Origin of the sequence: Leifsonia shinshuensis, assembly GCF_022606355.1 — a bacterium.
Taxonomy (GTDB): domain Bacteria; phylum Actinomycetota; class Actinomycetes; order Actinomycetales; family Microbacteriaceae; genus Leifsonia; species Leifsonia shinshuensis_B.
In genome coordinates, this window is record NZ_JAHHZQ010000001.1 from 1080412 (window position 1) to 1105689 (window position 25278).

General features: G+C 69.7%; 28 protein-coding genes, 1 tRNA gene and 1 pseudogene. 10 read left to right on the forward strand and 20 right to left on the reverse strand.

Annotated elements, in window-relative coordinates; translation table 11 throughout:
• Positions 1 to 130 precede the first annotated feature (130 nt).
• The 4 genes from KNO15_RS05165 to KNO15_RS05180 are packed head-to-tail and all read right to left on the reverse strand — an operon-like array spanning position 131 to position 4138.
• Positions 131 to 1195, reverse strand: coding sequence for an ABC transporter ATP-binding protein (locus KNO15_RS05165; protein ID WP_241702353.1), 1065 nt, complete (start codon positions 1193 to 1195; stop codon positions 131 to 133).
• Positions 1192 to 2043, reverse strand: a complete 852-nt coding sequence (locus KNO15_RS05170; RefSeq protein WP_241702354.1) for an ABC transporter permease — start codon at positions 2041 to 2043, stop codon at positions 1192 to 1194. Before KNO15_RS05170 ends, KNO15_RS05165 begins: the two co-directional genes overlap by 4 nt.
• Positions 2040 to 3020: an ABC transporter permease gene (locus KNO15_RS05175; protein ID WP_241702355.1), complete on the reverse strand. Its 981-nt coding sequence runs from the start codon at positions 3018 to 3020 to the stop codon at positions 2040 to 2042. The genes KNO15_RS05170 and KNO15_RS05175 overlap by 4 nt, the downstream gene beginning before the upstream one ends.
• Positions 2999 to 4138 carry an ABC transporter substrate-binding protein gene (locus KNO15_RS05180; protein WP_241702356.1) on the reverse strand — a complete coding sequence of 380 codons (1140 nt, stop codon included), beginning with the start codon at positions 4136 to 4138 and terminating at the stop codon, positions 2999 to 3001. Before KNO15_RS05180 ends, KNO15_RS05175 begins: the two co-directional genes overlap by 22 nt.
• Positions 4139 to 4282: 144 nt before the next feature.
• Here KNO15_RS05180 and KNO15_RS05185 point away from each other — a divergent pair, with 144 nt between their 5' ends.
• Together KNO15_RS05185 and KNO15_RS05190 are read left to right on the forward strand one after the other, a co-directional pair.
• The gene (locus KNO15_RS05185) at positions 4283 to 5491 is read left to right on the forward strand and encodes a winged helix-turn-helix domain-containing protein (protein ID WP_241702357.1); all 1209 of its coding nucleotides are present in this window, start codon (positions 4283 to 4285) and stop codon (positions 5489 to 5491) included.
• A gap of 78 nt (positions 5492 to 5569) precedes the next feature.
• On the forward strand, positions 5570 to 5998 hold the full coding sequence (locus tag KNO15_RS05190; protein WP_241702358.1) for a hypothetical protein: 429 nt from the start codon (positions 5570 to 5572) through the stop codon (positions 5996 to 5998).
• Positions 5999 to 6088: 90 nt separating this feature from the next.
• Here the strand turns inward: KNO15_RS05190 and KNO15_RS05195 are convergent, their stop codons facing one another.
• Both KNO15_RS05195 and KNO15_RS05200 read right to left on the reverse strand, forming a co-directional pair.
• The gene (locus KNO15_RS05195) at positions 6089 to 6979 is read right to left on the reverse strand and encodes a M48 family metalloprotease (RefSeq protein ID WP_241702359.1); all 891 of its coding nucleotides are present in this window, start codon (positions 6977 to 6979) and stop codon (positions 6089 to 6091) included.
• 7 nt (positions 6980 to 6986) lie between these two features.
• Positions 6987 to 7553, reverse strand: a complete 567-nt coding sequence (locus KNO15_RS05200; RefSeq protein WP_241702360.1) for a LemA family protein — start codon at positions 7551 to 7553, stop codon at positions 6987 to 6989.
• A gap of 151 nt (positions 7554 to 7704) precedes the next feature.
• Here KNO15_RS05200 and KNO15_RS05205 point away from each other — a divergent pair, with 151 nt between their 5' ends.
• From KNO15_RS05205 to KNO15_RS05215, 3 genes are read left to right on the forward strand one after another with little or no spacing between them, the layout of a single operon-like run.
• Positions 7705 to 8340 (forward strand): TetR/AcrR family transcriptional regulator, encoded by a 636-nt coding sequence (locus KNO15_RS05205; protein ID WP_241702361.1) that lies wholly within the window; start codon positions 7705 to 7707, stop codon positions 8338 to 8340.
• 8 nt (positions 8341 to 8348) lie between these two features.
• Complete coding sequence (locus tag KNO15_RS05210; RefSeq protein ID WP_241702362.1) at positions 8349 to 9188, forward strand: ABC transporter ATP-binding protein; 840 nt, start codon at positions 8349 to 8351, stop codon at positions 9186 to 9188.
• Positions 9185 to 9919 carry an ABC transporter permease gene (locus KNO15_RS05215; RefSeq protein ID WP_241702363.1) on the forward strand — a complete coding sequence of 245 codons (735 nt, stop codon included), beginning with the start codon at positions 9185 to 9187 and terminating at the stop codon, positions 9917 to 9919. The genes KNO15_RS05210 and KNO15_RS05215 overlap by 4 nt, the downstream gene beginning before the upstream one ends.
• 89 nt (positions 9920 to 10008) lie before the next feature.
• Here the strand turns inward: KNO15_RS05215 and KNO15_RS05220 are convergent, their stop codons facing one another.
• The 4 genes from KNO15_RS05220 to KNO15_RS05235 all read right to left on the reverse strand — a co-directional run bounded on the left by KNO15_RS05220 (position 10009) and on the right by KNO15_RS05235 (position 14607).
• The gene (locus tag KNO15_RS05220; protein ID WP_241702364.1) at positions 10009 to 11337 is read right to left on the reverse strand and encodes a D-arabinono-1,4-lactone oxidase; all 1329 of its coding nucleotides are present in this window, start codon (positions 11335 to 11337) and stop codon (positions 10009 to 10011) included.
• Positions 11334 to 12608 carry an amino acid deaminase/aldolase gene (locus KNO15_RS05225; protein ID WP_241702694.1) on the reverse strand — a complete coding sequence of 425 codons (1275 nt, stop codon included), beginning with the start codon at positions 12606 to 12608 and terminating at the stop codon, positions 11334 to 11336. Before KNO15_RS05225 ends, KNO15_RS05220 begins: the two co-directional genes overlap by 4 nt.
• A gap of 86 nt (positions 12609 to 12694) precedes the next feature.
• A complete protein-coding gene (locus tag KNO15_RS05230; RefSeq protein WP_241702365.1) occupies positions 12695 to 13951 on the reverse strand; it encodes an MFS transporter in 1257 nt (418 codons plus the stop codon).
• Positions 13948 to 14607, reverse strand: coding sequence for a TetR/AcrR family transcriptional regulator (locus KNO15_RS05235; protein ID WP_241702366.1), 660 nt, complete (start codon positions 14605 to 14607; stop codon positions 13948 to 13950). Before KNO15_RS05235 ends, KNO15_RS05230 begins: the two co-directional genes overlap by 4 nt.
• A 149-nt stretch (positions 14608 to 14756) precedes the next feature.
• Here KNO15_RS05235 and KNO15_RS05240 point away from each other — a divergent pair, with 149 nt between their 5' ends.
• Complete coding sequence (locus KNO15_RS05240; RefSeq protein ID WP_241702367.1) at positions 14757 to 16925, forward strand: DUF5336 domain-containing protein; 2169 nt, start codon at positions 14757 to 14759, stop codon at positions 16923 to 16925.
• 31 nt (positions 16926 to 16956) lie between these two features.
• On the opposite strand, the gene KNO15_RS05245 is transcribed toward KNO15_RS05240, so the two are convergent.
• Positions 16957 to 17319 carry a YchJ family protein gene (locus KNO15_RS05245; RefSeq protein ID WP_241702695.1) on the reverse strand — a complete coding sequence of 121 codons (363 nt, stop codon included), beginning with the start codon at positions 17317 to 17319 and terminating at the stop codon, positions 16957 to 16959.
• Positions 17320 to 17490: 171 nt separating this feature from the next.
• Positions 17491 to 17904, reverse strand: coding sequence for a VOC family protein (locus tag KNO15_RS05250; RefSeq protein WP_241702368.1), 414 nt, complete (start codon positions 17902 to 17904; stop codon positions 17491 to 17493).
• Positions 17905 to 18134: 230 nt separating this feature from the next.
• On the opposite strand from KNO15_RS05250, the gene KNO15_RS05255 reads away from it, so the two are divergent.
• Positions 18135 to 18208: transfer RNA gene (locus KNO15_RS05255), tRNA-Leu, on the forward strand.
• A gap of 5 nt (positions 18209 to 18213) precedes the next feature.
• Here the strand turns inward: KNO15_RS05255 and KNO15_RS05260 are convergent.
• From KNO15_RS05260 to KNO15_RS05265, 3 genes and pseudogenes are all read right to left on the reverse strand, one after another.
• Positions 18214 to 18456 (reverse strand): annotated as a pseudogene (locus KNO15_RS05260) (hypothetical protein); the annotation flags it as partial.
• A gap of 1353 nt (positions 18457 to 19809) precedes the next feature.
• Positions 19810 to 20100 (reverse strand): TNT domain-containing protein, encoded by a 291-nt coding sequence (locus KNO15_RS23465; RefSeq protein WP_374113153.1) that lies wholly within the window; start codon positions 20098 to 20100, stop codon positions 19810 to 19812.
• Between the two features lie 139 nt (positions 20101 to 20239).
• Positions 20240 to 20800 (reverse strand): VOC family protein, encoded by a 561-nt coding sequence (locus KNO15_RS05265; RefSeq protein WP_241702369.1) that lies wholly within the window; start codon positions 20798 to 20800, stop codon positions 20240 to 20242.
• A gap of 89 nt (positions 20801 to 20889) precedes the next feature.
• Here KNO15_RS05265 and KNO15_RS05270 point away from each other — a divergent pair, with 89 nt between their 5' ends.
• Together KNO15_RS05270 and KNO15_RS05275 are read left to right on the forward strand one after the other, a co-directional pair.
• Positions 20890 to 21393 (forward strand): beta-class carbonic anhydrase, encoded by a 504-nt coding sequence (locus KNO15_RS05270; RefSeq protein ID WP_241702370.1) that lies wholly within the window; start codon positions 20890 to 20892, stop codon positions 21391 to 21393.
• 14 nt (positions 21394 to 21407) lie between these two features.
• Positions 21408 to 22319, forward strand: coding sequence for an alpha/beta hydrolase (locus KNO15_RS05275; RefSeq protein WP_241702371.1), 912 nt, complete (start codon positions 21408 to 21410; stop codon positions 22317 to 22319).
• 55 nt (positions 22320 to 22374) lie between these two features.
• Here the strand turns inward: KNO15_RS05275 and KNO15_RS05280 are convergent, their stop codons facing one another.
• From KNO15_RS05280 to KNO15_RS05300, 5 genes are all read right to left on the reverse strand, one after another.
• Complete coding sequence (locus tag KNO15_RS05280; RefSeq protein ID WP_241702372.1) at positions 22375 to 22593, reverse strand: histidine ammonia-lyase; 219 nt, start codon at positions 22591 to 22593, stop codon at positions 22375 to 22377.
• A gap of 100 nt (positions 22594 to 22693) precedes the next feature.
• Complete coding sequence (locus tag KNO15_RS05285) at positions 22694 to 22993, reverse strand: hypothetical protein (RefSeq protein ID WP_241702373.1); 300 nt, start codon at positions 22991 to 22993, stop codon at positions 22694 to 22696.
• 43 nt (positions 22994 to 23036) lie between these two features.
• Positions 23037 to 23600, reverse strand: a complete 564-nt coding sequence (locus KNO15_RS05290) for a dihydrofolate reductase family protein (protein ID WP_241702374.1) — start codon at positions 23598 to 23600, stop codon at positions 23037 to 23039.
• A gap of 126 nt (positions 23601 to 23726) precedes the next feature.
• The gene (locus KNO15_RS05295; protein WP_241702375.1) at positions 23727 to 24173 is read right to left on the reverse strand and encodes an SRPBCC family protein; all 447 of its coding nucleotides are present in this window, start codon (positions 24171 to 24173) and stop codon (positions 23727 to 23729) included.
• Entirely contained in the window at positions 24170 to 24535 is a 366-nt protein-coding gene (locus tag KNO15_RS05300) for an ArsR/SmtB family transcription factor (protein WP_241702376.1), read from the reverse strand. The genes KNO15_RS05295 and KNO15_RS05300 overlap by 4 nt, the downstream gene beginning before the upstream one ends.
• A gap of 134 nt (positions 24536 to 24669) precedes the next feature.
• Between KNO15_RS05300 and KNO15_RS23280 the strand changes: the two genes are divergently transcribed.
• The gene (locus KNO15_RS23280; protein ID WP_241702377.1) at positions 24670 to 25263 is read left to right on the forward strand and encodes an IMPACT family protein; all 594 of its coding nucleotides are present in this window, start codon (positions 24670 to 24672) and stop codon (positions 25261 to 25263) included.
• Positions 25264 to 25278: the final 15 nt, after the last annotated feature.

Genomic DNA, 25278 nt, shown 5'->3' on the forward strand with positions numbered 1-25278 from the left:
AACTCTACAAGCGGGACCCCTCGTGCGCGACCGTGCCTCCACGGAGATCGAGGGGCACGTGAACGCCCGGAAACGCGCGTCGAGGGGCGTCTGCGTGCCCCTCGGGGGATCGCGGTGAGGCTCGGCGGGCTCAGGACGCGGGCGCGGTGGTGGCGGGGGTCTCGGAGAACGCGAGGTGCACACGCTCGCCGGGCGCCGGCAGCTCGCGTGCGCCATGCTGCACCGCCACCTCCGAGCCGTCGCCCAGACGCACGCGGGTGCGCCGCAGCGCCCCGAGGAAGCTGCTGGTGAGCACCTCGGCCGGCACGCCCTCCGGAGCGAACAGCACGTCCTCCGGGCGCACATACGCCGTCACCGGGCCGTCCGCCACGGGCGCGGCCAGCGGAACGGGCTGGCCGAGCACCTGCAGCACGCCGCCGGAGACCGTGCCGGGCAGGCGGTTCGTGAGACCCACGAACTCGGCGACGAACGCCGTCGCCGGCCGGTGGTACAGCTCCTCCGGGGTGCCGATCTGCTCGATCGCGCCCGCGCGCATGACCGCGACGCGGTCCGCGACGGCGAGCGCCTCCTCCTGATCGTGCGTGACGAAGAACGTCGTGATCCCGAGCTCGGTCTGGATGCGGCGGATCTCCTCCCGCAACTGCACGCGCACCTTCGCGTCGAGCGCCGAGAGCGGCTCGTCGAGGAGCAGCACGCGGGGCTCTGTCACGAGCGCGCGCGCCAGCGCGACGCGCTGCTGCTGGCCACCGGACAGCTGGTGCGCGTACCGGTCGGCGTGATGGTCGAGCCCGACGAGCTCGAGAGCCTCCGCTGCCCGGCGACGGCGCTCGCCGGCCGCCACCTTGCGCATCCGCAGCCCGAACTCCACGTTCTGGCCTGAAGTCAGGTGCGGGAAGAGCGAGTACGACTGGAACACCATCCCGAGGTCGCGCCGGTTCGTCGGCTCATCGGTGACGTCGCGGTCGTCGATCAGGATGCGGCCGGCATCGACGCGCTCCAGCCCGGCGAGCGAGCGCAGCGCGGTCGTCTTGCCGCACCCCGACGGGCCGAGGAGCGCGATGAACTCCCCCGGCGCCGCCCGCAGCGAGAACCCGGCGAGTCCGGCGCCGCCTCCGAAATCGCGCACCACCCCGTCGAGCTCGACGGTGGAGCCGACGCGCTCGACGACGGCAGGGGATTCAGCGAGAACGGTCATGAGGAGCCCTTCAGGAGGCGGTGGTCCGGCGGGAGACGGCGGCCGCGCGTGCGTCGGCGGGCGCTGACGACGCGGTCGACGACCACGAGGAGGACGAAGGCGAACACCAGCGCCAGCAGGGCGAAGATGACCGCGACGAACGGATCGGATTGCGAGACCAGCAGCAGAGAGGTCTGCAGGTTCACCCGGCTGAGCAGCGAGGCGATCGTGAACTCGCCGAGCACCACGGCGATCGACAGAGCGGAGGCGGCCAGGATGCCGCGCCGCAGGTTCGGCACGAGCACGCGCCAGAAGGCGGTCCCCCAGCCGGCGCCGAGTGAGCGCGCCGCCTCGCTCAGCGTGATCATGTCGACGGCCGCGACGTTGCTCTGGATGGCCCGGTAGGCGTACGGCAGCACCGTGATGCCGTAGGCGAAGGCGAGCGTCCAGGCGCCGGACCCGAAGATCTGCGTGACCACGGCGTAGGTCGGGGCGAGGCCCACGACCATGACGATGGCCGGGATCATGATCGGCAGCAGGCACACGGCCTCCAGCAGCCGCCGCAGCTTGGCGAAGCGCAGCTCGACGAGCACGATCGTCGGCAGCAGCACCAGCAGCACGATCGCGACCGTGACGACCGCCAGCACGAGGGAGTTGCCGAGCCCCTGGTAGACGCGGTCGTAGCGCGTCGTGCCCCCGCCGAAGACGGCGACCCAGCGGTCGAAGCTGTACACGCCCGGCTTCGCCGTGCGGAGGGTGAACTCGACCATCGACAGCAACGGGATCAGGAAGAACGCGCCGAGCACCACCCAGATCACGGTGCGGACGACCGGGCCGGGCCCGAGGCGCAACGGGGCCGGCCGGCTCACCGCTGCCACCTCGCGGTGCGGCGGACCAGGGCGGAGTACGCCAGCATCACCACGACCATCACGACGAGCATCCCGAGCGCCATCGACCCGGCCAGGTTCGCGCGGCCAAGGACGGTCTCCGAGATCAGAGCCTGACGGATCTGCAGCGACACGATGTTGTTCGCCTGGCCGACGAGCGCGGCCGCGGTCGCGTACGACGAGAACGCGTTGGCGAACAGCAGCAGGAGGCTGCCGAGGAACGAGGGCAGCAGGATCGGGCCGCCGACGCGCGTCCAGTAGGTCCAGCGGGTGCCGCCGAGGGTCGCGGTCGCCTCCAGCCACTGCGGGCGCAGGCCCTCGAGCGCGGGCAGGAACGTGATGACCATGAGCGGGATCTGGAAATACAGGTACGGCAGGATCAGGCCGGGGACCGTGTAGAGCCACACGCCGTCGGCGTAGATGTTGATGTGGAAGGTGTTGCGCAGCAGCACCGTCACCAGGCCTTGCGCGCCGATCGTCGCGATGAACGCGAACGCCAGCATGACACCGCCGAACTGCGCGAGCACGCTGCTGGCCGAGTCGACGAGCGAGCGCGTCGTCCCGCCGGGGCGCGAGTGCAGCATCGCGAAGCAGAGCGCGGCTCCCGCGACCGCGCCGACGATGGCGGTGACGGCGGAGAGCCAGAACGCGCCGAAGAACGATCCGGCGATCGCGGGCTCGGTGAGCCCGGTGAGGTTGGACCAGGTGAACCGGCCCTCGCCGTCGACGAAGCCGCTGCCCACCGCCACGAGGGTGGGAACGGCGAGGAAGACGACGACATAGAAGGCGAACGGGGTGAGGCCGAGCACGGCGGCGGCGCCACGGCGGCGCCGGCGCCTCGGCCGGGAGATGCCCGCCGACGACGGCTGCCGCCGGGAGTCACGCGAGGTGACCCCGGCGGCAGCGTCGGCCGCGGGTGCGGCGATGATCTCGGTCATCAGCCGACTGCGTTGGCCCACTTGGCGTTCAGGAGCGTGCCCGCGTCGGTGGCCTGCTTGTCCGTCATGACGGCCACCTTCTCGAGCTTGCCGGGGAAGTCCTTGGTGTCGAGTGTGCCGGCCTTCTCCATGGCGTCGACGCGGGCCGGGTAGGCGCCGCCCTTCAGCCAGGCGTTCTGAGCGGCGTCGCTGTAGAGGTACTCCTCCCACAGGCGAGCGGCCGCCGGGTGCGGGGCGTCCTTGTTGATCGCCTGGTTGTAGTAGCCGACGTACGCGGTGCCGGGCAGGACGACGTACTTCCAGTCGATGCCGCCGGACTTGATGGTGTCGGAGGTCGCGTAGCCCTTCTGGTTGAAGGACCAGTCGAGCAGCACGGGGGTCTCACCCGAGGCGATGGTGTTCGGCTTGCCGTCGGCGGCGTTCCAGTTGCCTGCGGCCTTGAGCTTGGTGAACCAGTCGATGCCCGGGGTCAGGTCGTCGAGCGTTCCGCCGTTCTGCAGGTCGGCGTACGCCACGGCGCCGGCAGCGGCCGCGGCCTGGGTCGGGTTGCCGTTGAGCGCGACGGCGCCCTTGAACTCCGGCTTCAGCAGGTCGGAGAACGACTTCGGCGCGGTCTTGATCTTGTTCGCGTCGTAGCCGACCGACATGACGCCGTAATAGCCGACCTTCCACAGGCCGTCCTTGTCCTTCTGGGCGTCGGGGATGTCCGCGAAGCCGGTGGGCTTGTACGGCGCGAAGTACTGGGTGTTCGCGAGCGCGACCGAGGAGCCGATGTCGAAGGTGTCGGGAGCGGTGTCCTGGCCCTTCAGCTTCTTCGCGGCGTCGATCTCCTCCTGGCTGGACGCGGAGTCCTGGCTCGGGTTGATGGTGATGCCGTACTTCTTGGTGAAGCCGTCGAAGATCTCCTGATAGTTGGCCCAGTCGCCCGGAGTGGCGATGATGTTGAGGCTGCCCTCCTTCTTGGCGGCGGCGACCAGGGCGTCCATCCCGCCGGCCGACGCGACGTCGGTGGCGGTGGCGACCTTGCTGGCGTCAGCTGTGCTGCTCGCGTCGGCGCCGCCCGAGCAGGCGGCCAGCGAGAGGGCGACGACGGTCGCTGCGGCGGCGAGGCCGGCGACGCGAGCGCGCTTGTTGATCACGGAATATCCTCCAGTGCACGGGTTGGTGGCCGGGCGTTCGACCCGGCTCTTCGTCACGCTAGGGAGGCCGGGGTACGCGTGGACCAGCGGCGGGTAACGCGTCGGTGAACGATCGATGTCAGACCTTGCCGATAGGGTCGACCCGTGGTCGAACAGCTCTCCCCCGCCCTCGCGCGCCGCATCGCGCTCGCTGCCCAGGGTTTCGGGAGGCCACGGCCGGCTGTCGTGGGAACGCGCCAGCTCAACGCGCTGATCGACCGGCTCAACCTGCTGCAGATCGACTCGGTGAACGTCTTCGAGCGCAGCCACTACCTCCCGGCCTTCGCGCGCCTCGGCGCCTACGACCGCACGCTTCTCGACCGGCTGACGTTCGACGCCCGCGGGCCGCACACCGAGTACTGGGCGCACGAGGCCGCGTTCGTGCGCAAAGACGACTGGCCGCTTTTCCGGTGGCGGATGCGCGCCTATCGCGAGCGCTACGGCACCGGCAACGCCTGGTTCGCCGCGAACGAAAGCACACTGCAGTGGCTGCGCGCCGAACTCGCCGACAAGGGGCCGCTGGCGGCGAGCGAGATCGAGCACGACGCCAACCGGCGCTCCGGGCCGTGGTGGGGCTGGTCGGAGGTCAAGCGCGCGCTCGAGCGGATGTTCCTCTTCGGCGAAGTCGCGATCGCCGGTCGCACGCGCTTCCAGCGTCGGTACGGCCTGGTCGACGACGTGCTACCCGCGAGCGTCCTCGACCGCACCGTCGACGATGACGACGCCATCCGCGAGCTGCTGCGCCGCTCTGCCGTCGCGCACGGCATCGGCACCGCGCGCGACCTGGCCGACTACTACCGGCTGAAGGGGCCGGCCGTTCAGCACGCCCTCCAGCAGCTCGAAGACGCCGGCGAGCTGATCCCGGTTCAGGTGCGCGGATGGGAGGGCCCCGGCGGGCGCCAGCTGAAGGCGTGGCTGCATCGCGACGCGCGCAAGCCGCGCTTGATCGACGCCGCGGCGCTGCTGTCGCCGTTCGACCCGGTCGTCTGGTTCCGCGACCGCGCATTGCGCATGTTCGGCTTCCACTACCGCATCGAGATCTACACTCCCGCGCCGCAGCGCGTATACGGCTACTACTCGCTCCCGATCCTGCTCGACGACGAGCTCGTCGGCCGCATCGACCTGAAGAGCGACCGTCAGGCCGGCGTGCTGCGGGTGCAGTCCGCGTGGACCGAGTCAGGGCACGGCGGCCCGATCGCCGAACGTCTCGCGCCGCTGCTGGCGCAGACAGCGGCGTGGCAAGGTCTCGGCGAGGTGCGCGTCGCGGACGGGGCCCGCGGCGACCTCGCGCCGGTACTCGCGGCGGAGCTCTGAGCCGTCGGAGCCCTGAACGGCGATGATGTCGCGACGGCACTCTCGCGGAGTCGCGGCACGCGGGGGTAAGGTGCGGGCATGAGTTCACCGCTGGACTATCTGAACGCCGACGGGGCCGATGAGGCCGACTTCGAACAGCCCATGCGCGAGCTCTTCGCCTATCGCGACGGCGATCATTGGCGCGACGGCATCGTGAGCGGCGTCAAACGCGGACCCGACGGCCGGGCGCACGTGCAGTTCGACGGCCGCATGTGGGTGACGACCGACGACGTCCGCGAGTCGACCCACTACATCGCGGTGCTGCTGAACCCCGACTCCACTGTCTACGCCGAGGTCATCACCGGCTACCGCGACGGAGCGCCAGCCGACCTCATCCGCGACATCGACGTGGTCGACGGCGCCATCAACGCGGGCACCGAGTGGCGCCCTCTCGACGAGCAGGCGGTGGGGACGCGCGTGCGCTACCGCTACACCGGCACCGCCGAGCTGGAGGCCGCCGAGGCGTAGCCGCCGCGCCCATTCGTCACGAATCGCGACATTCGTGGCACGAAACCGCGCATTCGTCACGAATGTCGGGACGCCCGTCGGCGCGGATGCCTAGAAGGTGGAGCCCATCTTCTCGAGGCGGTCGACGCGCTCGGGGATGGGCGGGTGAGTCGAGAACAGGCGGCTCATGAGGCTGGGCTTGAGCGGCTCCGCGATCCAGAGGTGCGCCATACTGCTGTTCTGGCGCCGCATCGGCTGCGCGTGGTCCTGCAGCTTGAGGAGGGCGCTCGCCAGGGCATCCGGGTGGCGGGTGGTCATCGCGCCCGTCGCGTCGGCGAGGTACTCGCGCTGGCGCGAGACGGCGAGCTGCACGAGCGTGGCCACCAGCGGGGCGATGATCGCCGCGATGAGGCCCGCGATCAGGACGATCGGGTTGCCGCCTCCGCCGTTGTTGTTGTTGCGGTTGTTGCCGCCGAAGAACGCCATCCGCAGGAAGATGTCGGCGATGAGCCCGATCGCGACGGTGAGGCCGAAGACGATCATCGAGAGCCGGATGTCGTAGTTGCGCACGTGCCCGAGCTCGTGCGCCATCACGCCCTCCAGCTCGGCGTCGTTCATGATGTCGAGCAGACCCGTCGTCGCGGCCACGGAGGCGTGCTGCGGGTCGCGTCCCGTCGCGAACGCGTTGGGCGCGGGGTCGTTGATGATGTAGACCGCCGGCATCGGCGTTCCGGTCGTGATCGAGAGGTTCTCGACGACGTTCCAGAGGCGCGGGTTGTCGGCCTTGGTGATCGGAACAGCCCCGGACATGCTGAGCGCCTGGCTGGAGGCCATGAAGTACTGGAAGACGGCGTAGACGATCGCGCCGATCGCGACCCAGGCGAAGATCGCCCAGCTGTTGTAGAGGTACGAGAACAGCCATCCGAGCGCACCGATGAGAATCAGGAACAGCAGGATGATGAAGACGGTGTTGCGCTTGTTCCTGGCGATAGCCCTGTACATCGACGACCTAGAACTGGACGCGCGGCGGCTCTGCGATCGCCGCCAGGTTGTCGACCTCGAAGAACTCGCGCTCGCTGAAGCCCAGGCGGCGGGCGAAGAGGTTGTTCGGGAAGACCTTGATCTTGGTGTTGAACTCGCGCACGCCGCCGTTGTAGAACCGGCGGGAGGCCTGGATCTTGTCTTCCGTGTCGACCAGGTCGGCCTGCAGGCGCAGGAAGTTCTGGCTCGCCTGCAGCTGCGGGTAGGCCTCGGCCACGGCGAAGATGCTCTTCAGGGCCGTCTGCATGTGGCCCTCGGCCACGGACGCCTCGCCCGGGGTCTGCGCCGTCAGGGTCTCTGCGCGCGCCTTGGTCACGGACTCGAAGACCCCGCGCTCGTGCGCGGCATAGCCCTTGACCGTCTCGATGAGGTTGGGGATGAGGTCGGCACGGCGCTTCAGCTGCACCGTGATGTCGCTCCACGCCTCGTCGACCCGGACTTTCAGTGTGACCAGCGAGTTGTATGTAGCCCAGAAGTAGATTCCGATGATCGCGATGAGCACGACGACGATGATGACCGGAATGAGCCATTCCATTGCGGGAACTCCTAAGCGTCTGGGCGCAGATCGACGGCGCTGACAGCATCCTAACCGGCGCGGATGCGCCTCCCACTGCCTTCCCACCACTCTCGAAGCAAGCGCAATGCGGATGGACAGCGCACGGGTGCCGGGGTGCACAATTGCTGACGTGAGCGAGATCGTCGAACGCCGCAGGCGAGGACGCCCGCGCAAGGAGCGCGGGGCGGCCTCCACCCGCACGGCCATCGTGCGGGCGGCGGCCGACGAGTTCACCGAGCGCGGCTACGAGGCCGCGTCGCTGCGCGCCGTCGCCCGTCGGGCCGGAGTCGACTCCGCACTCGTCCACCACTACTTCGACGACAAGGCCGACCTCTTCGCCGCCACCCTCGAGGCTCCGCTGCGCCCGGATCGGGTGCTGGACATCGTGCTGGGCGCCCCGCGGGAGGCCGTGGGCGAGACGCTCGTGCGTTACCTGCTCACCCAGCTGGAAGACGAACGCGCGGCCGGGCGCATGGTGCTCATCCTGCGCACCGCGCTCGGGAGCGGCGCGGGAACCCGGATGCTGCGTGAGTTCCTCACCAGGGAGGTGTTCACCCGCCTCGCTTCGCTGGCCCACACCGACGATGCCGATCTGCGCGCCGATCTGGCCGCGTCGCAGATCGCCGGCCTGCTGATGACGCGGTACGCACTGAAGCTCGAGCCGATCGCGACCGCAACTCCCGACGAGCTCGCGCGCCGGGTGGGGCCGGTGATCCAGTGGCATCTCTTCGGCGATCTTGACGGACGGGCCGGGCCGGGCGAATAATTCATCACATGATGAATTCAGGCGACGCCGCCGTCGTGATCGAGGGCCTGCGGGTGCGCCGAGGACGGACGAAGGTGCTCGACGGCCTCGACCTGAGCATCCCCCGCGGGCAGGTCGTCGGCCTCCTCGGACCGAGCGGCTGCGGCAAGACGACGCTGATGCGGTCGATCGTCGGAGTGCAGCGGGTGGCGGGCGGCCGGGTGGAGGTGCTCGGCCAGCCGGCGGGATCCGGCGCACTGCGCCACCGGGTCGGCTACGTGACCCAGGCCGCGAGCGTCTACGACGACCTGACCGTGCGGCAGAACCTCGCCTACTTCCGCCGGGTGCTCGGCGCGGGCAGGGACGACGTCGATCGGGCGATCGACGCGACCGACCTGCGAGCGAACGCCGGACAGCTGGTCTCGACGCTCTCCGGCGGGCAGCGCAGCCGCGTCTCGCTGGCCGCCGCGCTGCTGGGCTCCCCCGACCTGCTGGTGCTCGACGAGCCGACGGTCGGGCTCGACCCGCTGCTGCGCGTCGAGCTGTGGTCGCTGTTCCACCGCCTCGCCGACGGCGGCACCAGCCTGCTGATCTCGAGCCACGTGATGGACGAGGCGACGCGCTGCGACCGGCTGCTGCTGATGCGCGAGGGCGCGATCCTCGCCGACACGACACCGGAGGAGCTGCTGGCCGAGACCGGCGCCGCCGACGCGGAGGGCGCGTTCCTCACGCTGCTGCGTCGGCACCACCCGCGTCACGCCCTCGATGAGCCCACGACGGACGGCCCGCCACCGGACGCCCCGGTGCCTGAGCAGCCGGAATCGAGTAGGCAGCACGGCGGCACAAGCGACGAGGAGGCCGCCCGATGAACGCCACCCGCACCCTCGCCACCACCGCGCGCGTCCTCACGCAGATCCGGCACGATCCGCGCACGGTCGGCCTCCTGGTGGTCGTCCCGAGCCTCCTGATCGGGCTCGTCGCCTGGATCTTCACCGACACCGACGTCTTCGCCACGATCGGACCGGCGATGCTGGCGCTGTTCCCGTTCGTCGTCATGTTCCTCGTCACGAGCATCACGACCCTCCGGGAGCGGCGCACGGGCACGTTGGAGCGACTGCTCTCGATGCCGCTGGGCAAGGGCGACTTCATCCTCGGCTACACGCTGGCGTTCGGGCTGCTGGCCGTGATCCAGTCGCTGGTCGCCTCCGGGTACGCGATCTGGGTCTGCGGTCTGACGATCAAGGGCGACGTGTGGCTCCTGGTCGCCGTCGCCGTGACCGACGCCGTGCTGGGCAGCACTCTGGGCCTGTTCGCGAGCGCGTTCGCCCGCACCGAGTTCCAGGTGGTGCAGTTCATGCCGGCGATCGTGTTCCCGCAGATCCTGCTCGGCGGCATCTTCCTCCCGCGCGACCAGCTTCCCGCGGGCCTGAAGGAGATCAGCGACTGGCTGCCGCTCTCGCACGCCGTCGACGCCCTCAACGCCGTCGCGACGAACTCGCACGACGCCGCCTACGTGGGAGGCCAGCTCCTGATCATCGGCGCTTTCGCCGTCGGCGCCGTCGTCGTCGGCGCGCTCACCCTCCAGCGCCGCACCGCGTAGCAGGCAGCCATCGGTTCCTCACTTTCTCCCGCCCCGGCCGGCGTGTTGCGGGAGGAAGTGAGGAATCGATGGCTGGGCGACGGGACGACTCACGGGCCGAGGACTCGGCGGAGGTAGGCGTTCTCGAAGCGGCGGTCGGGGTCGAGGCGGTCGCGGACGGCGAGGAAGGCGTCGAAGCGCGGGTATGTCGCGCGCAGCGACCCCGCGTCTCGATAGTGCATCTTGCCCCAGTGCGGACGGCCGTCGTGGGCCTTCATGATCTCCTCGACCGCGGTGAAGTACTCGGTCGGGTCCTCCCGGTAGTACCGGTGCACGGCGATGTAGCCGGTCTCGCGGCCGTACGCGGTCGACAGCCAGTTGTCGTCGGCCGCTGCCGAGCGCACCTCGATCGGGAACGAGATGCGCCAGCCCCGGCGCTCGATGAGCGCCTTGACCTCCGCCAGCGCCTCCGGCACCGCCGCGCGCGGGATCGCGTACTCCATCTCGCGGAAGCGGACAGTGCGGTTCGTCACGAACACCCGCGGCGAGTGGTCGGTGAAGTCGCGGTTGCCGGTGAGGCGCTGGGCGAGACGGCTGAACGGCGGGATGATCGCCGGAGTCAGCGTGCCCACGGCGCACACGCCCCGGTAGACGCCGTTGGCGAGGAGCTCGTCGTCGACCCAGCGGCCGGCCGCCGACAGCGGCGCACGCTGCTCGGTGAGCGGCAGCCGGGTGTTGGTCTTGGTCAGCCCGGTCTCGGTGTGCGGGAACCAGTAGAACTCGAAATGGTCCTCGGCCGCCGACCGCTCCAGATAGCCGTCGAGCACCTGCTGCAGCGGCTCCGGCCGTTCGACCGCCTTCAGCAGGTAGGCGGGCACGCACTGCAGAGTGATGTCCACGAGCACGCCCAGCGCGCCGAGGCCGAGCCGCACGGCGGGCAGCAGCTCGGCGTTCTCGCCCTCGCTGATCGTCAGCAGCTCGCCGGAGCCGGTCACGAGCGTCACCGCGACGATCTGCGTGGCGAGCCCGCCGAACGCTCCCCCGGTGCCGTGCGTGCCCGTGGAGGTCGCACCCGCGATGGTCTGCCGGTCGATGTCCCCCATGTTCTGCAACGCCAGGCCGTACGGGCGCAGCAGCCGCGGCAGTTGATGGAGGTGCGTGCCCGCGGCCAGGCGCACCCGGCCGCGCTCGAGGTCAACGTCGAGGATGCCGCTGACGTCCTCGAGGTCGAGCAGCACTCCCGGCGCCACCGCGATGCCGGTGAAGCTGTGGCCGGCGCCGACCGCCTTGACCCGCATCCCCTGCTTCGCCGCCGCGGCGACCGCGCGCTGAACGGCCTCGGCGTCGCGCGGCCGCTCGACGCGCTGCGGCCGCACGGACTCGCTCCTGCCCCAGTTGCGCCAGACACCGTTGCGCCAGACCGCCCCGGTCGCCGTCACAGGAAGACCTTCCCCTCGCCGCGGTAGCTCGGCACGGAGCCGACGACGGCGGCTCGGCCGTCGACGAGGTCGACGAGCTGGAAGTCGTCCACGTGCTCGCTCAGCTCACCGGACTTCGTGTGCCGCAGCCAGACCCGGTCCCCGACGCGCAGGATCCCCGCGGTGGCCCCCGTCACCGGGGTCTGCACCTCGCCGGCCATCTCGCGGTCGACCATCGACAGCCCGGTCGGCCACTCGATCCTCGGGAGGCGATCGGGCCCGGGAGGGCCGGACGCGATCCAGCCGCCGCCGAGCAGAGTCGCCGTTCGCTCGTCCGGGCGGCGCACCACCGAGAGGGCGAACGATGCGGCCGGCGCCGGCCGGAACCCGCGGTAGGTGTCGAACAGGTGCCCGCCGAACAGCCCGCTGCCGGCGGCGATCTCGGTGACGGACGGGTCGGAGGCCGTGAACTCCAGCGAGCCCGTTCCTCCGCCGTTCACGAACTCGAGGTCGGCGAGGCCGCGCACCGTGGCGACGGCGTCCCCGCGTCGGGCGAGCAGCTCCTCCTGCGAGCTCTTCTGCATCCAGCGGAGGGTCGCGCCCCACGCCGGCCGCCCTGGCGGGTTGTCGCCCTGGCCGGCGATCTGCGCCTCGTAGCCCATCATGCCGACCAGTGCGAAGCCCGGTCGCCGCACGATCGCCTCGGCGACCTCCCGGACGGCCTGGACGCTGTGCAGCGGCGAGCGGTAGACGCCGATGTGCCCGAGCACGGGAGCGTCCCACGAGGAGTCCAGCTCGAGGCAGAGCCGGATGGTCTCCCGCTCCGCGGGCGGGACGACGGCGTCGATCAGGTCGAGATGGGCGACCGAGTCGACCATGAGCGTCACCCGCGCGGCGAGTTCCGGGGAGGCGGCGAGCCGCGCGATCGCGGCACGGTCGGCCGTCGGGTAGCCGACGACGACGTCGTCGATCGGCGGGTGCCCGGCGTCGCCCTCGGCCAGCCACAGCGCCTCGGGGAGGGTGTAGGCCAGCACGCCGGCATATCCGGGCAGCGCGAGCACGGCGTCCAGCACCGAACGCACCCGCACCGACTTCGAGGCGACACGGATCGGTTTGCCCCCCGCACGCCGCAGCATGTCGTGCGCGTTGTGGCGGAGCGCCGGGAGGTGGAGCACGCCGTACGCCGGGTCGAGGCGCACCGTCGCGACGGTCAGCGCGGGCCAGAAGACGTCGGGGGTGGTCCACGTGCGCTCCGCCGGCGCCGGCTTGGTGGAGAGGTCGATCGGGTTCACGGGGTCCTTCCGTCGGTTCTGCGTCGTGGACGATGCGGCCGCCTTCTGCGGCGCCGTCCGCTGAGCTGTCGGGGTCGCGCGCGGCATCAGCGCACCGCTTTCACCCGGGCGACCGCGAGCGCCCCCGCGAACGCGAACACCCCGGACAGCACGAACAGGCCGACGAAGCCGCCGAGGGCGGCCACGATCGCGGCCCCGAACAGCGGGGCCATCGCCTGCGGCACGGCCGTGGCGATGTTCATGATGCCGAGGTCCTTGCCGCGGTTCTCGGGGTCGGGCAGCACCTGTGTCGCGAGCGCCTGGTCGACCGAGAGGAAGCAGCCGTAGCCGAGACCGAGCAGCCCGGCGGCCACCATCGCCACGGTGAGCTCAGGTACGAAGGCCAGCAGCAGGGCGGCGACGCCCTGCAGCGCCGAGGAGACGAAGACGAAGGCTTTGCGCCTCCCGAGCCGGTCGGACAGGCGGCCGAGGGCGAGGGAGGCGATGATCACGAACACCATGTAGATGAGGATCAGCACCAGCAGATCGTCGTCGGCGTGCTTGTCATGGAGGCCGAACTCCAGGAAGTAGAGCAGCAGCGACGTGCCGAACGCGTTGCCGAAGTTCACCAGCACCCGGCTGAGCAGCGTCCAGCCGAAGTCGGGGTGCTCGCGCGGGCTGATCCAGAGGCTCTCGACGATGCCGCGGAAGGTCATCCGCTCGCGCAGGTGCGCGGGGAGCACCGCGTCGGGCAGGAACAGGAACGGCACGACCAGCACGACCAGCAGCACGGCCATCGCCGTGTAGCCGAGCAACGCCCCGACGAACACATAGGTCACCAGCGAGACGCCCAGGATGATCCCGATCGCCTGCGGAGCGCTGATCCAACCGGAGACATACCCGCGCTGATCCACCGGCACCTGGTCGGAGATCGTCGCCGTCAGCGCGGCGGTGAGCACACAGAAACCGGTGAGCGCCAGTGACCAGAACACGCCGATCCCGACCATCGTCGTCTGCAGACCGAGCAGCACCAGAGAGAGCGCGAACAGCAGGGCGCCGCCGGCGATCCACGGGCGACGCCGGCCGAACCGGCTGGTCGTGCGGTCCGACAGCGCACCGGTGAGCGGGTACGCCACGATGGCGCACACCCCCGAGATGCCCGAGATGATCCCGAACGCGACGACATTGTCGACCCAGTAGTCGGTGTGCAGCTGGGCCTGCACCTGGTCGGGCAGCAGCTTCTGGATGGGTGCGAGCTGCGCCATCCAGACACCGAGCCAGGCGACGGCGAAGGCGGCTATCCAGCGGCCGGGGATGCGCCGAGTGGGTTCGGCGAAGACCGCCGGCGTCGAGGTGTGGGTCATCGGGCACCTGCGTTCGGTTCGTGGAGGAGGGATCCGGCGGCATCGTCGCCGCCGGCCGGGTCTGCGAGGGCGGCGAGCGTGTCCGCCGCGAAGTCGAGCGCACGCTCGGCCGCGGCGTCGTCGCGGGTGACGAGCCAGGCGATCGTGACGCCGTCGGTGAGGGTCACCAGGAGGCGCGCGATCTCCTCGACCGAGCGGTTCCAGACGCTGCCGCTGAGCTCTGCGGCGTCGCGCGCGGCTCGCGCGGCGAGCTCGTAGTAGCGGTCGTACTGCCGCTGCGCCAACGGCGCGAAGCCGGGCTCCCGCAACGCCCACTGGGTCAGCTCGAACATGGCCTTCTCGCGGTCCGGGGCGGCGCGGACCCCGTCGAAGTAGTGCTGGAGGCCGGAGCGGATCGTGGCGCGCAGCCCGATGGGCGCGCGAGCGGCGTCGAGCGCGGGCTCGAGGTCGGACTGCTCGCTGGTGACGACGACGTTGACCAGTTCGGCCATCAGCTCGTCGCGAGAGGAGAAGACGTAGTGGAAGCTGGCGAGCGACATCCCGGCTTCACCCACGATCCTGCGGGTCGTGGCGGCGGCCACGCCGTCGCGCGCGATCACCCGGAGAGCCGCCTGCACGAGTGCCGCGCGGCGGTCCGCTGGGGGGATGCGCGTCATCGGAGCTCCTCGCGGTGCCGTTCGCGCGTCCTCGCGCGAAGTGGGACAGTTGACCCACTTGTCAGTATGCCGCAAATCCGGCCCGGTGGTTTGACATGCGGTGTGTCGGCCCCCTGAAATGGGGTGGAATGCGGGTATTTACGTCTGACGTGTCTCCACCAGTCCGGCCGCGGGGGTCGACCGGACGGCTCGGCGCTGCCCTGATCGGCCTGCTGCTGGTGCTCGCAGCGACCGCAGCCCCGGCCTCCGCAGCCTCCGCCGCCGCCTCGCAGGAGGCCGCCACCCGCACCACCGCCAGCACCTCCGCCGGTATCACCCGCACCGACACCGCACCTCCGAAGTCCCCGGCCCTGGCCCCCGGCGACGCGTCCTCCGGCACGCCGACGCCCACCCCGACCCCGGGGCCGCCGCAGCTCGACCCGCTGCCCAGCCGGCTCATCACCACCCTGCCGCTGACGGTCTCCGGAACCGCCGATCCGGGCGAGGTCATCGACATCTCCGGTGGATCATCCACCAGCGCCGACTCGAGTTGCGCGGCCACCGCCGGCGACGACGGCCGCTTCCGCTGTGCCATCCAGCGCCTTCCCGACGGACCCGGCGTGCCGGTGCGCGCCGTGTCACGCAGCACCGGCCTCGCCGACAGCGGGCGGGTCGACGTCCTCACACCGCCCGTGATCACCTCGGCCGACGGCGGCACGACCGGCGGCGGGATCCGCGGCACGGCCTATACCGGCGCCACCGTCACCGTCACCGCCGAGACCGGCGACTCGTGCTCCTTCCCCGCGGACAGCGGCGGCAGCTGGGGCTGCGTCATCCCGGGGCTGCGCGACGGCTCGCACACGATCAGCGCGACGCAGGTGGCACCGTTCTCCTCCACCCGCTCCGCTGCGAGCCGGTCGATCACGGTCGTGGTCGACACGGTGGCACCCGGCGCGCCGACACTGACATCGCCCGCGCCGGGCACCTCCGCGGCGGCGGGGAAGCCGATCACGTTCGGCGGCGCAGGCGAGGCGGGCGCCGGCGTGACGGTCTACGCGAACACGTCGCGCGCAACCACCGTGGCGTGCACGGCGACCGTCACCGGCACTTCGTGGTCATGCACCGCCGCCCTGCAACCCGGCGACTATCTCGCATCCGCGCTGCAGCGTGACGCGGCGGGCAACGTGAGCGCGGGCAGCAACGCGGTCGCGATCTCGGTGGAGGCCGCGGCCGCCGCACCGCCGGCCACCGGCAAGCCCTCCCCCTCCACGACACCGGCGCCCGCCCAGCCGGCTCCGCCGACGGCCGCGCCACCGTCTCCCTCGGCTCCGACGCACGCGGAGACCAGGGGCTGGACCGACACGCCCTTCAGCACGGCATCGGCTCCCGTCGTCAGCGCCGCCACGATGCCGGGCTGGCTGCGCTCCGTCGGCCTGGCGATCGCCGCGCTCCTGCTGCTGGTGCTGCCGGGGCGACTGCTGGTCGCCGCCCTCTCCCGTCCGCGCGAGCCGGCCGCGCGCCGCGCGTCGATCTTCGGCCGGAACCGGGCGCGGTCGGAGCTCGGCGAGGCCGACGCCCTGCTGGGCGGTGCGCACGCGGCGTCCACGCCCGGGTCGCAGCCGGTCTGGCTGGCGCCGGTGATCGGCGTCACCGCGGCCGCCCTCGTCACCCTCTCGACATCGGTGCAGGACGCCTCCGCCTACTTGAGACTGCTCGCGGCCGTCGCGCTCGCCGTGGTCGGAGTCAACGCGATCTGGCTGCTCGCTGCGCGCGGGATGACCCGGCACCTGGGGCTGACGCCGGCGCGGTCGGTCGTGCGGCCCTGGCTCCTCCCCGTCGTCGCCGCGACAGCGCTCGGCTCCCGGTTCATCGGGCTCGAGCCCGCGCTGCTCTTCGGCCTCGTCGTCGGGGCGGTGCTCCCGGAGGCCGCCGACCGGATCGCGCGCGGCCGCACCGCCGCGGTGCAACTGTCCGCCGTCGCAGCGCTGGGCGTTCTGGCCTGGCTCATCGTCGGCGTCCTGCCCTCACCGTCCGGCGACGTCTCCGCTTTCGTGCGTGAGCTCGCCAACTCGACCGCCCTCATCGCGATCGGATCGACGGCGATCGCACTCCTGCCGTTCGGTGGGCTCGCCGGTCGAGCTGTGCTGCGCTGGTCCCGCCCGCTCTGGCTGGCGATGGCCCTCGTCGTCTACACCGTGCTGTTCGCGCTGCTGCTCCCCGTCGCCTCCCTGGTGCAGGCCGGCAGCGGGATGGTCGCGATGGTCGTGGCCGCACTGGTCTTCGCGGTGCTGAGCGTGTCGGTGTGGCTGTGGGAGCGATACGTCGAACCGGCGCGCTGACGCCGAGGCTCACGCCGCCCCTGGCACCGGCTCAGACGCTAGCCACGTAGAACCAGTCACGGCCTTCCTTGACGAACGTCGAGGTCTCCTGGAGCACGCCCCGCTCGGTACCTGTGTAATAGGCCGTGAACGCGACGACACCCTCGCGGTCGAACGGGCCGCCGCGCTGCGTCGCGTCGATGTCGAGCCGGTACCAGCGCAGGCCGTCGTCCAGGTCGAGCGTCGCCGGGCGCGTGGACGGATGCCAGCTTCGCAGGAGGTAGCCGGCGTCGCCGAGCGCGAAGGCACTGAACCGCGACCGCATCAGCCGCTCGGCGGTCGGGGCGGGAGCGCCGCCATGGAGCGGGCCGCAACAGTTCGCGTAGGTCTCGCCGCTGCCGCAGGGGCATCGCATCTCGGTCACTCCGCGAGCCTAGCGGCGTAGACAGAAGGCGACCCGGCCGGAGCCTTACGTCGGGGGATCTCGGGCTCCAGCCGGGTCGGAGGACACCTCACCAGAAAGGGTGTCTGCACTCAGTGTGCACGACCAGGGTGGGTGAGGCCTTTGGAGGGTCTGAACGTCCTCTCAGTGCGCGGCGGCGTCCGGCGCGGCGGCGTCCGGCGCGGCGGCGTCCGGCGCGGACGCCGCCTCCCCCGCCGCCACGACGCAGAACCGGTTGCCGTCGGGATCGGCGAGCACGAGGTAGTCCGCGCCCTCCTCGTACTCCCATTCGACGTCGGACGCGCCCAGTTCCCGAAGCCGGTCGGCCTCGGCGCTCTGATCATCGGCATAGAGATCGAGGTGGTGCCGCGGCGATGGGTTCGCCTCCGTGCCGACCAGCTTGAGCGCGAGCCGCGGCCCGCCTCCACCGGCCGGCGCGAGGAGCGCCCAATCGGCGTCCGGCTCGTACAGCGGCCCGTACCCGAGCGCCGCCGACCAGAACTCCACAGCCCTGGGGAGATCGCGAACCCCCCACACGATGGAACCGATCCGGATCATGCCCCCACCCTCCGCCGATGGCAGCTGGACGGCAAGGGGCGCGCGGCCGCCGCACCGTATATGGTGGGAACCATGGAAGGCGTGCTGATCGGACTCATCTGGACTGTCGTCATCGTCGGCGGTGCGCTCGCGCTCGCCGCCGTGGTGCAGATGGCGAAAGCGCCCTTCAAGAACCGCTGATCCGCGCGGGCGGTCCCCGCCCCTCCGATCGGTGCCCCGAAAGCCGCTCGGCCCCCATAGCCCAATTGGCAGAGGCAGGCGACTTAAAATCGCCCGAGTGTGGGTTCGAGTCCCACTGGGGGCACTGGTCTAATTGGCTCGTTTGCCCTTGAAAATACTGGGATCGGACAGGTTGGCGAAGGTGCGAGAATCATTGATCGCCCGCAGATCGCCCGCAATGGAAACCGCCCTCGCGTAATCCAGAGCCGCCGAAACCGCGTCGAGGTCGTCGTCGAAGAGATGACCATAGACGTCGAGCGTCATGGCCGCGGAGGCATGACCGAGCATCCGCTGCACCGCCTTGACGTTCGCGTCGGCGGCAATAGGGATCGACGAACACTGCCCCCTTTGCGAGTTCCATCGAGTTGTCATTCTCGTTCTCTGTCGAGACACCGCAACTCAGCCCGTTCCACCAACCCGCTGCTCGGCACGCTCACGTAACACCGCGGATGCGAGCTCGCAAAATCTAGTCCACTCGTCAGAACGCGCGATCGCCTCGGCACTCCAGAGTGACGGATCACTCCTAGTGCGCAGCAACGCCAACCAGTCATCGAGATCGGCAAGCCCGACCATGTAAGCCCTGTCACAAGGTGAACTGGAGAGAAGTGCAACCGCCGGACGAAATAGCCGGTCGAACTCGATTGCAAGTTCATCTCCGCCCGCGCCAGGTCCCATCGATGCCAGACTTTCAAGCTGAACTTTTGGGTTCGCAGCGAGCGCCCGGACAGAAGCCATGAGTCTGACCAAGAGCTCGTCTGCGGGTTCAACGTCCTCCGGCCTCACCGAAAGAAGCGCCCGAGTTACTCCACTCGAAGCGTCCGACACCTCAACTTAAAGCCCATCATCCTGATACATATCGAGCACGTAACCGATCGCGTCTATTGGCGCACCGCTCGACTGATATCGATCGGTGATAAAACGCACTCGGTCGTACTGGTTGACCGGCGGCGTCATTCGGCGAATCCGCTGAACGGAGTGTTCAAGGTGATCGAACCGTCCCCCCGAATCATCCATCCCGAAACGAGTTCAGTGGATCGCCCAGCGGCTGCCCCTTGACCTCTGAGCGTGATGTTGATGTTGTTTCGCTGACCATACTGATCCGATCTTCGAGTGTGTAGTCCCCAGCGGCGAATCTGGTTGCGGCTTGCTGCTCATACAACGAGGCCAGCGACTGGCTATCGTCCGAGCCGTATTGGCTTTGGCCAGGTGCAGCCGGCGCGGAGTCGTTCCATGCCCCGCCGTAGTACCCGTGGTTCTACCGGTTTAGGTCGGCAGGCACGAAAAAGCCCCAGATTCCGTTCGAAAGCTCAGTCGCTGCGAACGTGACCGGAAGGCCGTCGAGCCCTATTAGCTGGTATACGTCCGCGCGTGATCGCTGCGCGGGATGCTCTGGGTGAGCAACAACTACCCACTCGTGAAGCGGCTTCCAAGGCGTTTCTGACCACGGATCACAACCTCCGACGTCGAGATGGTCGCCTTCAAACCCGATTCCGGCAGGCACCCACCCCTGCGTTACCGCGTCGCTATCCTTCGCGAAGCCTTCACGGAGGCCCGATTCAAAGTTGAGCTTGCCCATGCTAGTGCTGAAGCACCTCGCTTCGTGATCCACTTAAGTAGTTTGGCTTCCCAGCGCCACATTGTGTGGCTCTCGCGGAGCGAGAAACACGCAGTCGGCGCTACGCCAATTCACCTTGACAACGCCTTCAGTATTCCATTTCGGGCAAGGTCTTGGATCGGAGCACCGAATTGAAATTGGACTCCTCCGCCCCCGCCGAATGCTGTAGCTGCTGCACCCCCGCGGACTATTACCGGTTGGACCGCTTCGTACGGGTAATAGGGCTTCTGGGTCTCATAGAAGGAAGGCAGACCGCGCTTGCTGAACGGCGTGCCATCGGGGGCGACATAACTCCCGGTGGGGTCGCCATACCGGTCGACTACGGTCCCCGGTTCGAGCGTGGTCTCGACGGGCTTGCCCAGAAGCCGTCATTCCGGCGCAGCGGAAGCCTGTCAATCGGGTTCGAGTCCCACTGGGGGCACTGGTCTGTTCGACCCGCGATCACCTGAGAACTCTGCGACCCGGATGCCCTCCGAGTGCGCAGGATCGCGATCCGAGACCCTACGGCCCGGTGGCTGCGCTCGATGGCCAGTGTTCGGGCGCCCAGTCTCCGGTGGTGTCTGTGGTTTGCCCGACCTCGATCAGGTGGCCGTCGGGGTCGCGGAGATAGCAGCGGATCTCGGTCTGGTGTTGTTTGGGTGGTGTCAGGAAGTGCGCGCCGCGAGCGCTCCATTCTGCGTACACGGTGGCGATGTCTTTGACGCGGATATTGAGGAAGCTGCTGACCCTGTCGGGGTCCTCGGGCGTCGCCAAGGTGACCGTCGGCTTGTCGTCGGTCGGGCCTCCGCCGACATTGATGATGATCCAGCTGTTCGACAAGGAGACGTAGGTGAGCCCTCCAGGGCCGGAGAAGACCACGCGGCCGCCGAGTACTTCGGTGTAGAAGCGTCTGGAGCGTTCGACGTCGTCGGAGACGATGAAGTGGGCCAGCACGATCCCTTCGGGAGACTTCGGGAGTTCAGGCATGATCGACCTCCGGTTCTCGGGCGCGGATTCGCTGCGCGACGACGAGACGCCGACCGGCCCGTGCGCACAGCCTTGCACTTGCGACGGTTCGCGCACACCCCCAGCTGATGCCCGCGGTTCCCGGGCGGACGTACGTGCTCCTGGGGGCTTGGGCCGTCGTGCTGCAGGGGGGTACTTTCTGCCATATGAGCATCATTGATGAAGCGTTGGCTGCGAATGCGGCTCTGGCGTCGTCCTACGACCCCGCCCTGGCCGCGCCTCCTGCTCCGAAGGTCGCGATCGTCACGTGCGCCGATCCGCGGCTGACCGGTGTGGTTCGCCTGATGGGTCTGCAGGACGCCGATGTCGACCTGATCCGCAACGTCGGCACCGTCGTGGATGACGACGCGCTGCGATCCCTTCTGGTCTCCACTCGGGTCCTGGGTTCCAAGGAGATCATGATCATCAACCACAACGAGTGTGGATTGACGGTCTTCTCCGGAGACGAGCTCGCGGAACGACTCCGCACCGAGACCGGCAGCGCGCCGATCACACCGGTGACGTTCTACACGTTCACCGATGCGGAGGAGAACACGCGCCTCCAGATGCAGCGCGTGCGTTCACATCCCTGGATCGCAGACGACGTGCCGGTCCGCGGGTTCATCTTCGATGTGCACACCGGCCGGCTGACCGAAGTCTCGGCCGCCTGATCGGAAGTCACGCCGTGCCGAGTGCGCAGATGCAGCAGGTGCTGGCCGTCTTGAAAGAGCGGCAGCTGCGCAGCGCCATGGAGCCTCCCGTGCCGATCGCAGAGGCTCGGGACGGCTTCATCCCGGCCGCTGCGATCCACCCCATTCCCGCGGATGTGCACGTCACGGAGGTCGAGGTCGGTGGATGCGTCGCCTATTGGCTCGACGCACCCGACGCCGACTCCGACACCGCCCTCCTGTTCCTGCACGGCGGCGGCTTCCAGCTGGGCTCGCTCACCAGCGATGGAGAACTGGCCTCCAGGATCGGCCGCGCGGCCGGTATGCGCGTCCTGTTCCTCGAGTATCGCCTCGCACCGGAGCACCCGTTCCCGGCAGCCCTGGACGACGTCAGGTCGGCGTGGGCGTGGCTTCTGAACGATCGCGGCCTCGATGCGCCTTCGCTCGCGGTCGCCGGCGATTCGGCCGGCGGGGGGCTTGCGGTCTCACTCCTGGTCGCGACGCGTGACGAGGGCGACGCCCTACCGGCCGCAGCGGTCCTCATGTCGCCGACCGTGGACCTCACCAGCTCAGGAGAATCGATGCGAGACCGCGTCGACCAGGATCCGATCTCCACGCCGGAGCTGCTCCGACGGCTGGCATCCGACTACCTCGACGGCGCAGACCCCGCGGCGCCGCTCGCAACCCCGCTGTTCGCCTCGCTCCGTGGCCTTCCACCCGTTCTCATCCAAGTCGGAACCGCCGATCTGCTCCTCAGTGACTCCGTTCGCCTCGACGCGGCGATCAGGGCGGCCGACGGACCGGTGACCCTCGAGATCGGCGAAGGGCTCCCGCACGTGTATCAGCTCAACGCGGACACGCCGGAGGCGATGGAGGCAACGACGCGAATCGGCCGGTTCTTGCGACACAACGTCCGTACCGCGCCGTGATGCTCACCCGGTAGGTCCGGAACCGCGGCCGGCTGAGGATCACGCAACCCGTGAGTCAGGATCGCGTTGGGCTCCCGGGACCGTGTAGACGGCCGGTCGCGGAGTCGATCCAGTTGCCCGATCCGGTTACCCGGTGCCAGCGCTTGTGGAACGCGAGGTCGGTGCCTTCTGCTTCGACGACGGCCGCACCGCACAGATCGCAGATGCGCAGGATGACGATGTCGCCGCCCGCGGTCGTGACCGAGATCGACCCCTCCGGAAATGCAATACCCATCACGCTGCTCCTCTCGCTTGTCTCGCGACCGCCTCGCCATCAGCGGGATGGCATCCGGGTCGAGTCCCACGGGGGCACCGATCCGGCGAGACCGACCGATTCAGGCCGTGTCGCGCCCGCCTCCGACGTCGACGCTCGCATCGGCCGTTCTCGCACGGTGGAGCACGAACGTCACGAGCGCCAGGGCGATGCCGACGAACGCCGTGATGCCGCCGACCGTGGCCCACACCGAACTGGCCGCGACCACCTCGATGCCTCCGGACAGACTCGTCGTGGTCGACGCCATGGAGTAGATGGCCCAGAGCCCTGCTCCGATCAGAGCGAGGACGCCGCCGAGGAAGTATCCGAGCTTGGCAAGGCCTCCCTCGGCCTCGAGCCTCCCGCTGTCGATGTCCGTCACAGCATCGAGCTTACCGATGCCGCACGCTCAGACAACGACCTCCTCAGCGCACCACGTCGTACACCAGCTTCTGAACTCCGTTGCCGTACACGTCGTGCTCGACCACCGTGAGCGTCACCGTCGCGTGGGCCGACTCGCTGAAGAGACGGGCGCCCTCCCCCAACAGCAGCGGGAAGACCAGCAGGTGATAGCGGTCGACCAGGTCGGCGTCCGCCAGGGCGCGGGCGAGCGCGAGGCTGCCGTGAACGATGATCGGGCCGCCGTCGCCGCGCTTGAGCTCGGCGACCTCGTCGAGCGAGTGGAGGATGGTGGCCGGCCAGCGCTCGTCGTCGTGGTCGAGCGTGGTCGACACGACGTAGCGTGGCATCGCGTTGTAACCGGCGAACTCCTCCATCGCCGGCCACACCGGGGCGAACAGCTCGTAGCTGGTGCGGCCGAGCAGGACGGCGGTCGACTCCTCCTGCTCGCGGCCCTTGAGCTCGTAGGCGGCAGGGTCGAACTCGACGCCGCGGAACGTCCATCCGGCATTGCGGTACGCGGCGTCGTCGCCGGGCGCCTGGGCGACGCCGTCTGCTGAGACGAACCCGGACACGATGAGGGTGCGCATGGTGGGTCCTTCCTGGAAGCGGCGGTCCGTCCGCCGCGTATTGAACCTGTTAGTTCTGAACCTATCAGTTCAATAAGCGCTCTGACAAGACACGATGGACGGGACGACGGGAGGTCGCCGCCCCGATCAGCCCTCCGCGATCTCCCCCAGCACGTCGAGGAAGGTCTGCCACCCGGCGATGGTGCCGAGTCGCTGTTCGTCGGTGAAGCCCGGAGTCTGCTGCCTCATCCGCAGGCGCGTGCCGGCCGGCGTGGGCGTGAACTCCACGGTGAGCACGGCGCGCTCGCCCGCAGCGGGACGGTCGGTGAGCGTCATGACCAGGCGCGAGGGCGGATCGACCTCCACGAACTCGCCCGCCCAGTCGATCGTGTTCCCGTCGGGGAGCACCATCATCGCGGACCACGCACGACCGGGCTCCGCACGGTAGTCGAGGCCGTCGAGCGGCACCTGGACCTCCCGGCCGCCGAACCAGCGGGCGAACGACTCGGGGGTGGTCCACGCCGCGAAGACCGCGGCGGGCGGCGCGGCGAACTCGCGGTCGATCTCGATGCCGTCCTCGGTGATGCCGGTCATTGCGCGTCCCTCTCGCCCGATTCGTCGTCGTTCGTCGCCGAGGCGGCGAGGAAATCGTCGAGCGCGTCGAAGCTGTCGCCCCAGAACACCCGGTAGTCGTCGATCCACGCGGACGCCGCAGCGAGCGGTCGCGCGTCGAGCATCGCCGGGCGATACTGCGCGTCCCGGCCACGCGACACCAGACCGGCGCCCTCGAGAACGCGCAGATGCTTGGAGACCGCGGTGAAACTCATGTCGAACGGGGCGGCGAGATCGCCGACGTTCGCGGAGCCGCGGGTCAGCCGGGCCAGGATGGCGCGCCGCGTCGGATCCGCCAGCGCCGCGAACGTGCGACTCAGCGGGTCCTCCACTGTCTTGGTCATGAGCCCTCCGATCCTCCAGCTCAGCACGTACTGAACTGATGAGTTCGATACCAGGCTAACAGCCTGTCCGCCACGACGATCCGTGCGAGGGGCGACATCGCGTCCTCCGACCTGCGGGCGGCTACCGTGAAGGTGTGAGCCGCACCCTCGCCTTCCCCGTCAGTTCTGCGCTCGAAGTCCGCCGCAGCCGGTTCCTCGGGAGCGCCCTCCCCGTCGCCGACCGGGAGGGCGCTCTCGCCGAGGTCGCGCGGCTGCGAGCCGAGCACCCCGGTGCCGCACACGTCTGCTGGGCGCTGCTGGCCGGCGGCCAGTCCGGGATGTCGGACGACGGTGAGCCCTCGGGCACGGCGGGACGGCCGATCCTGGAGGTGCTGCGTCATCACGAGCTGGAGGGCGTGCTCGGAGTCGTCGTCCGCTACTTCGGCGGGGTCAAGCTCGGCGCCGGCGGGCTGGTGCGCGCCTACACCGACGCGATCGCGACGGCGCTCGCCGACGCGGAGACGGTCGAACGCGTGCGAGAGACCGTCCTGGAGTTGCGCGCAGACTATGCGGACGCCGAACGCGTGCGCCGGTGGGCCGACGCTGAGGGGTTCGCGGAGCCCGAGGCCGAGTACGGCGCGGACGTCGTCCTCCGGCTGCGACTGCCGGAGACGGAGCGCGCCGCGGCACTCCGCGCGATCGCCGACCTCGGGCAGGGTCGCGTGCGCGTGGACGACCAGGGCGAGTAGACGACGGAGGCCCGG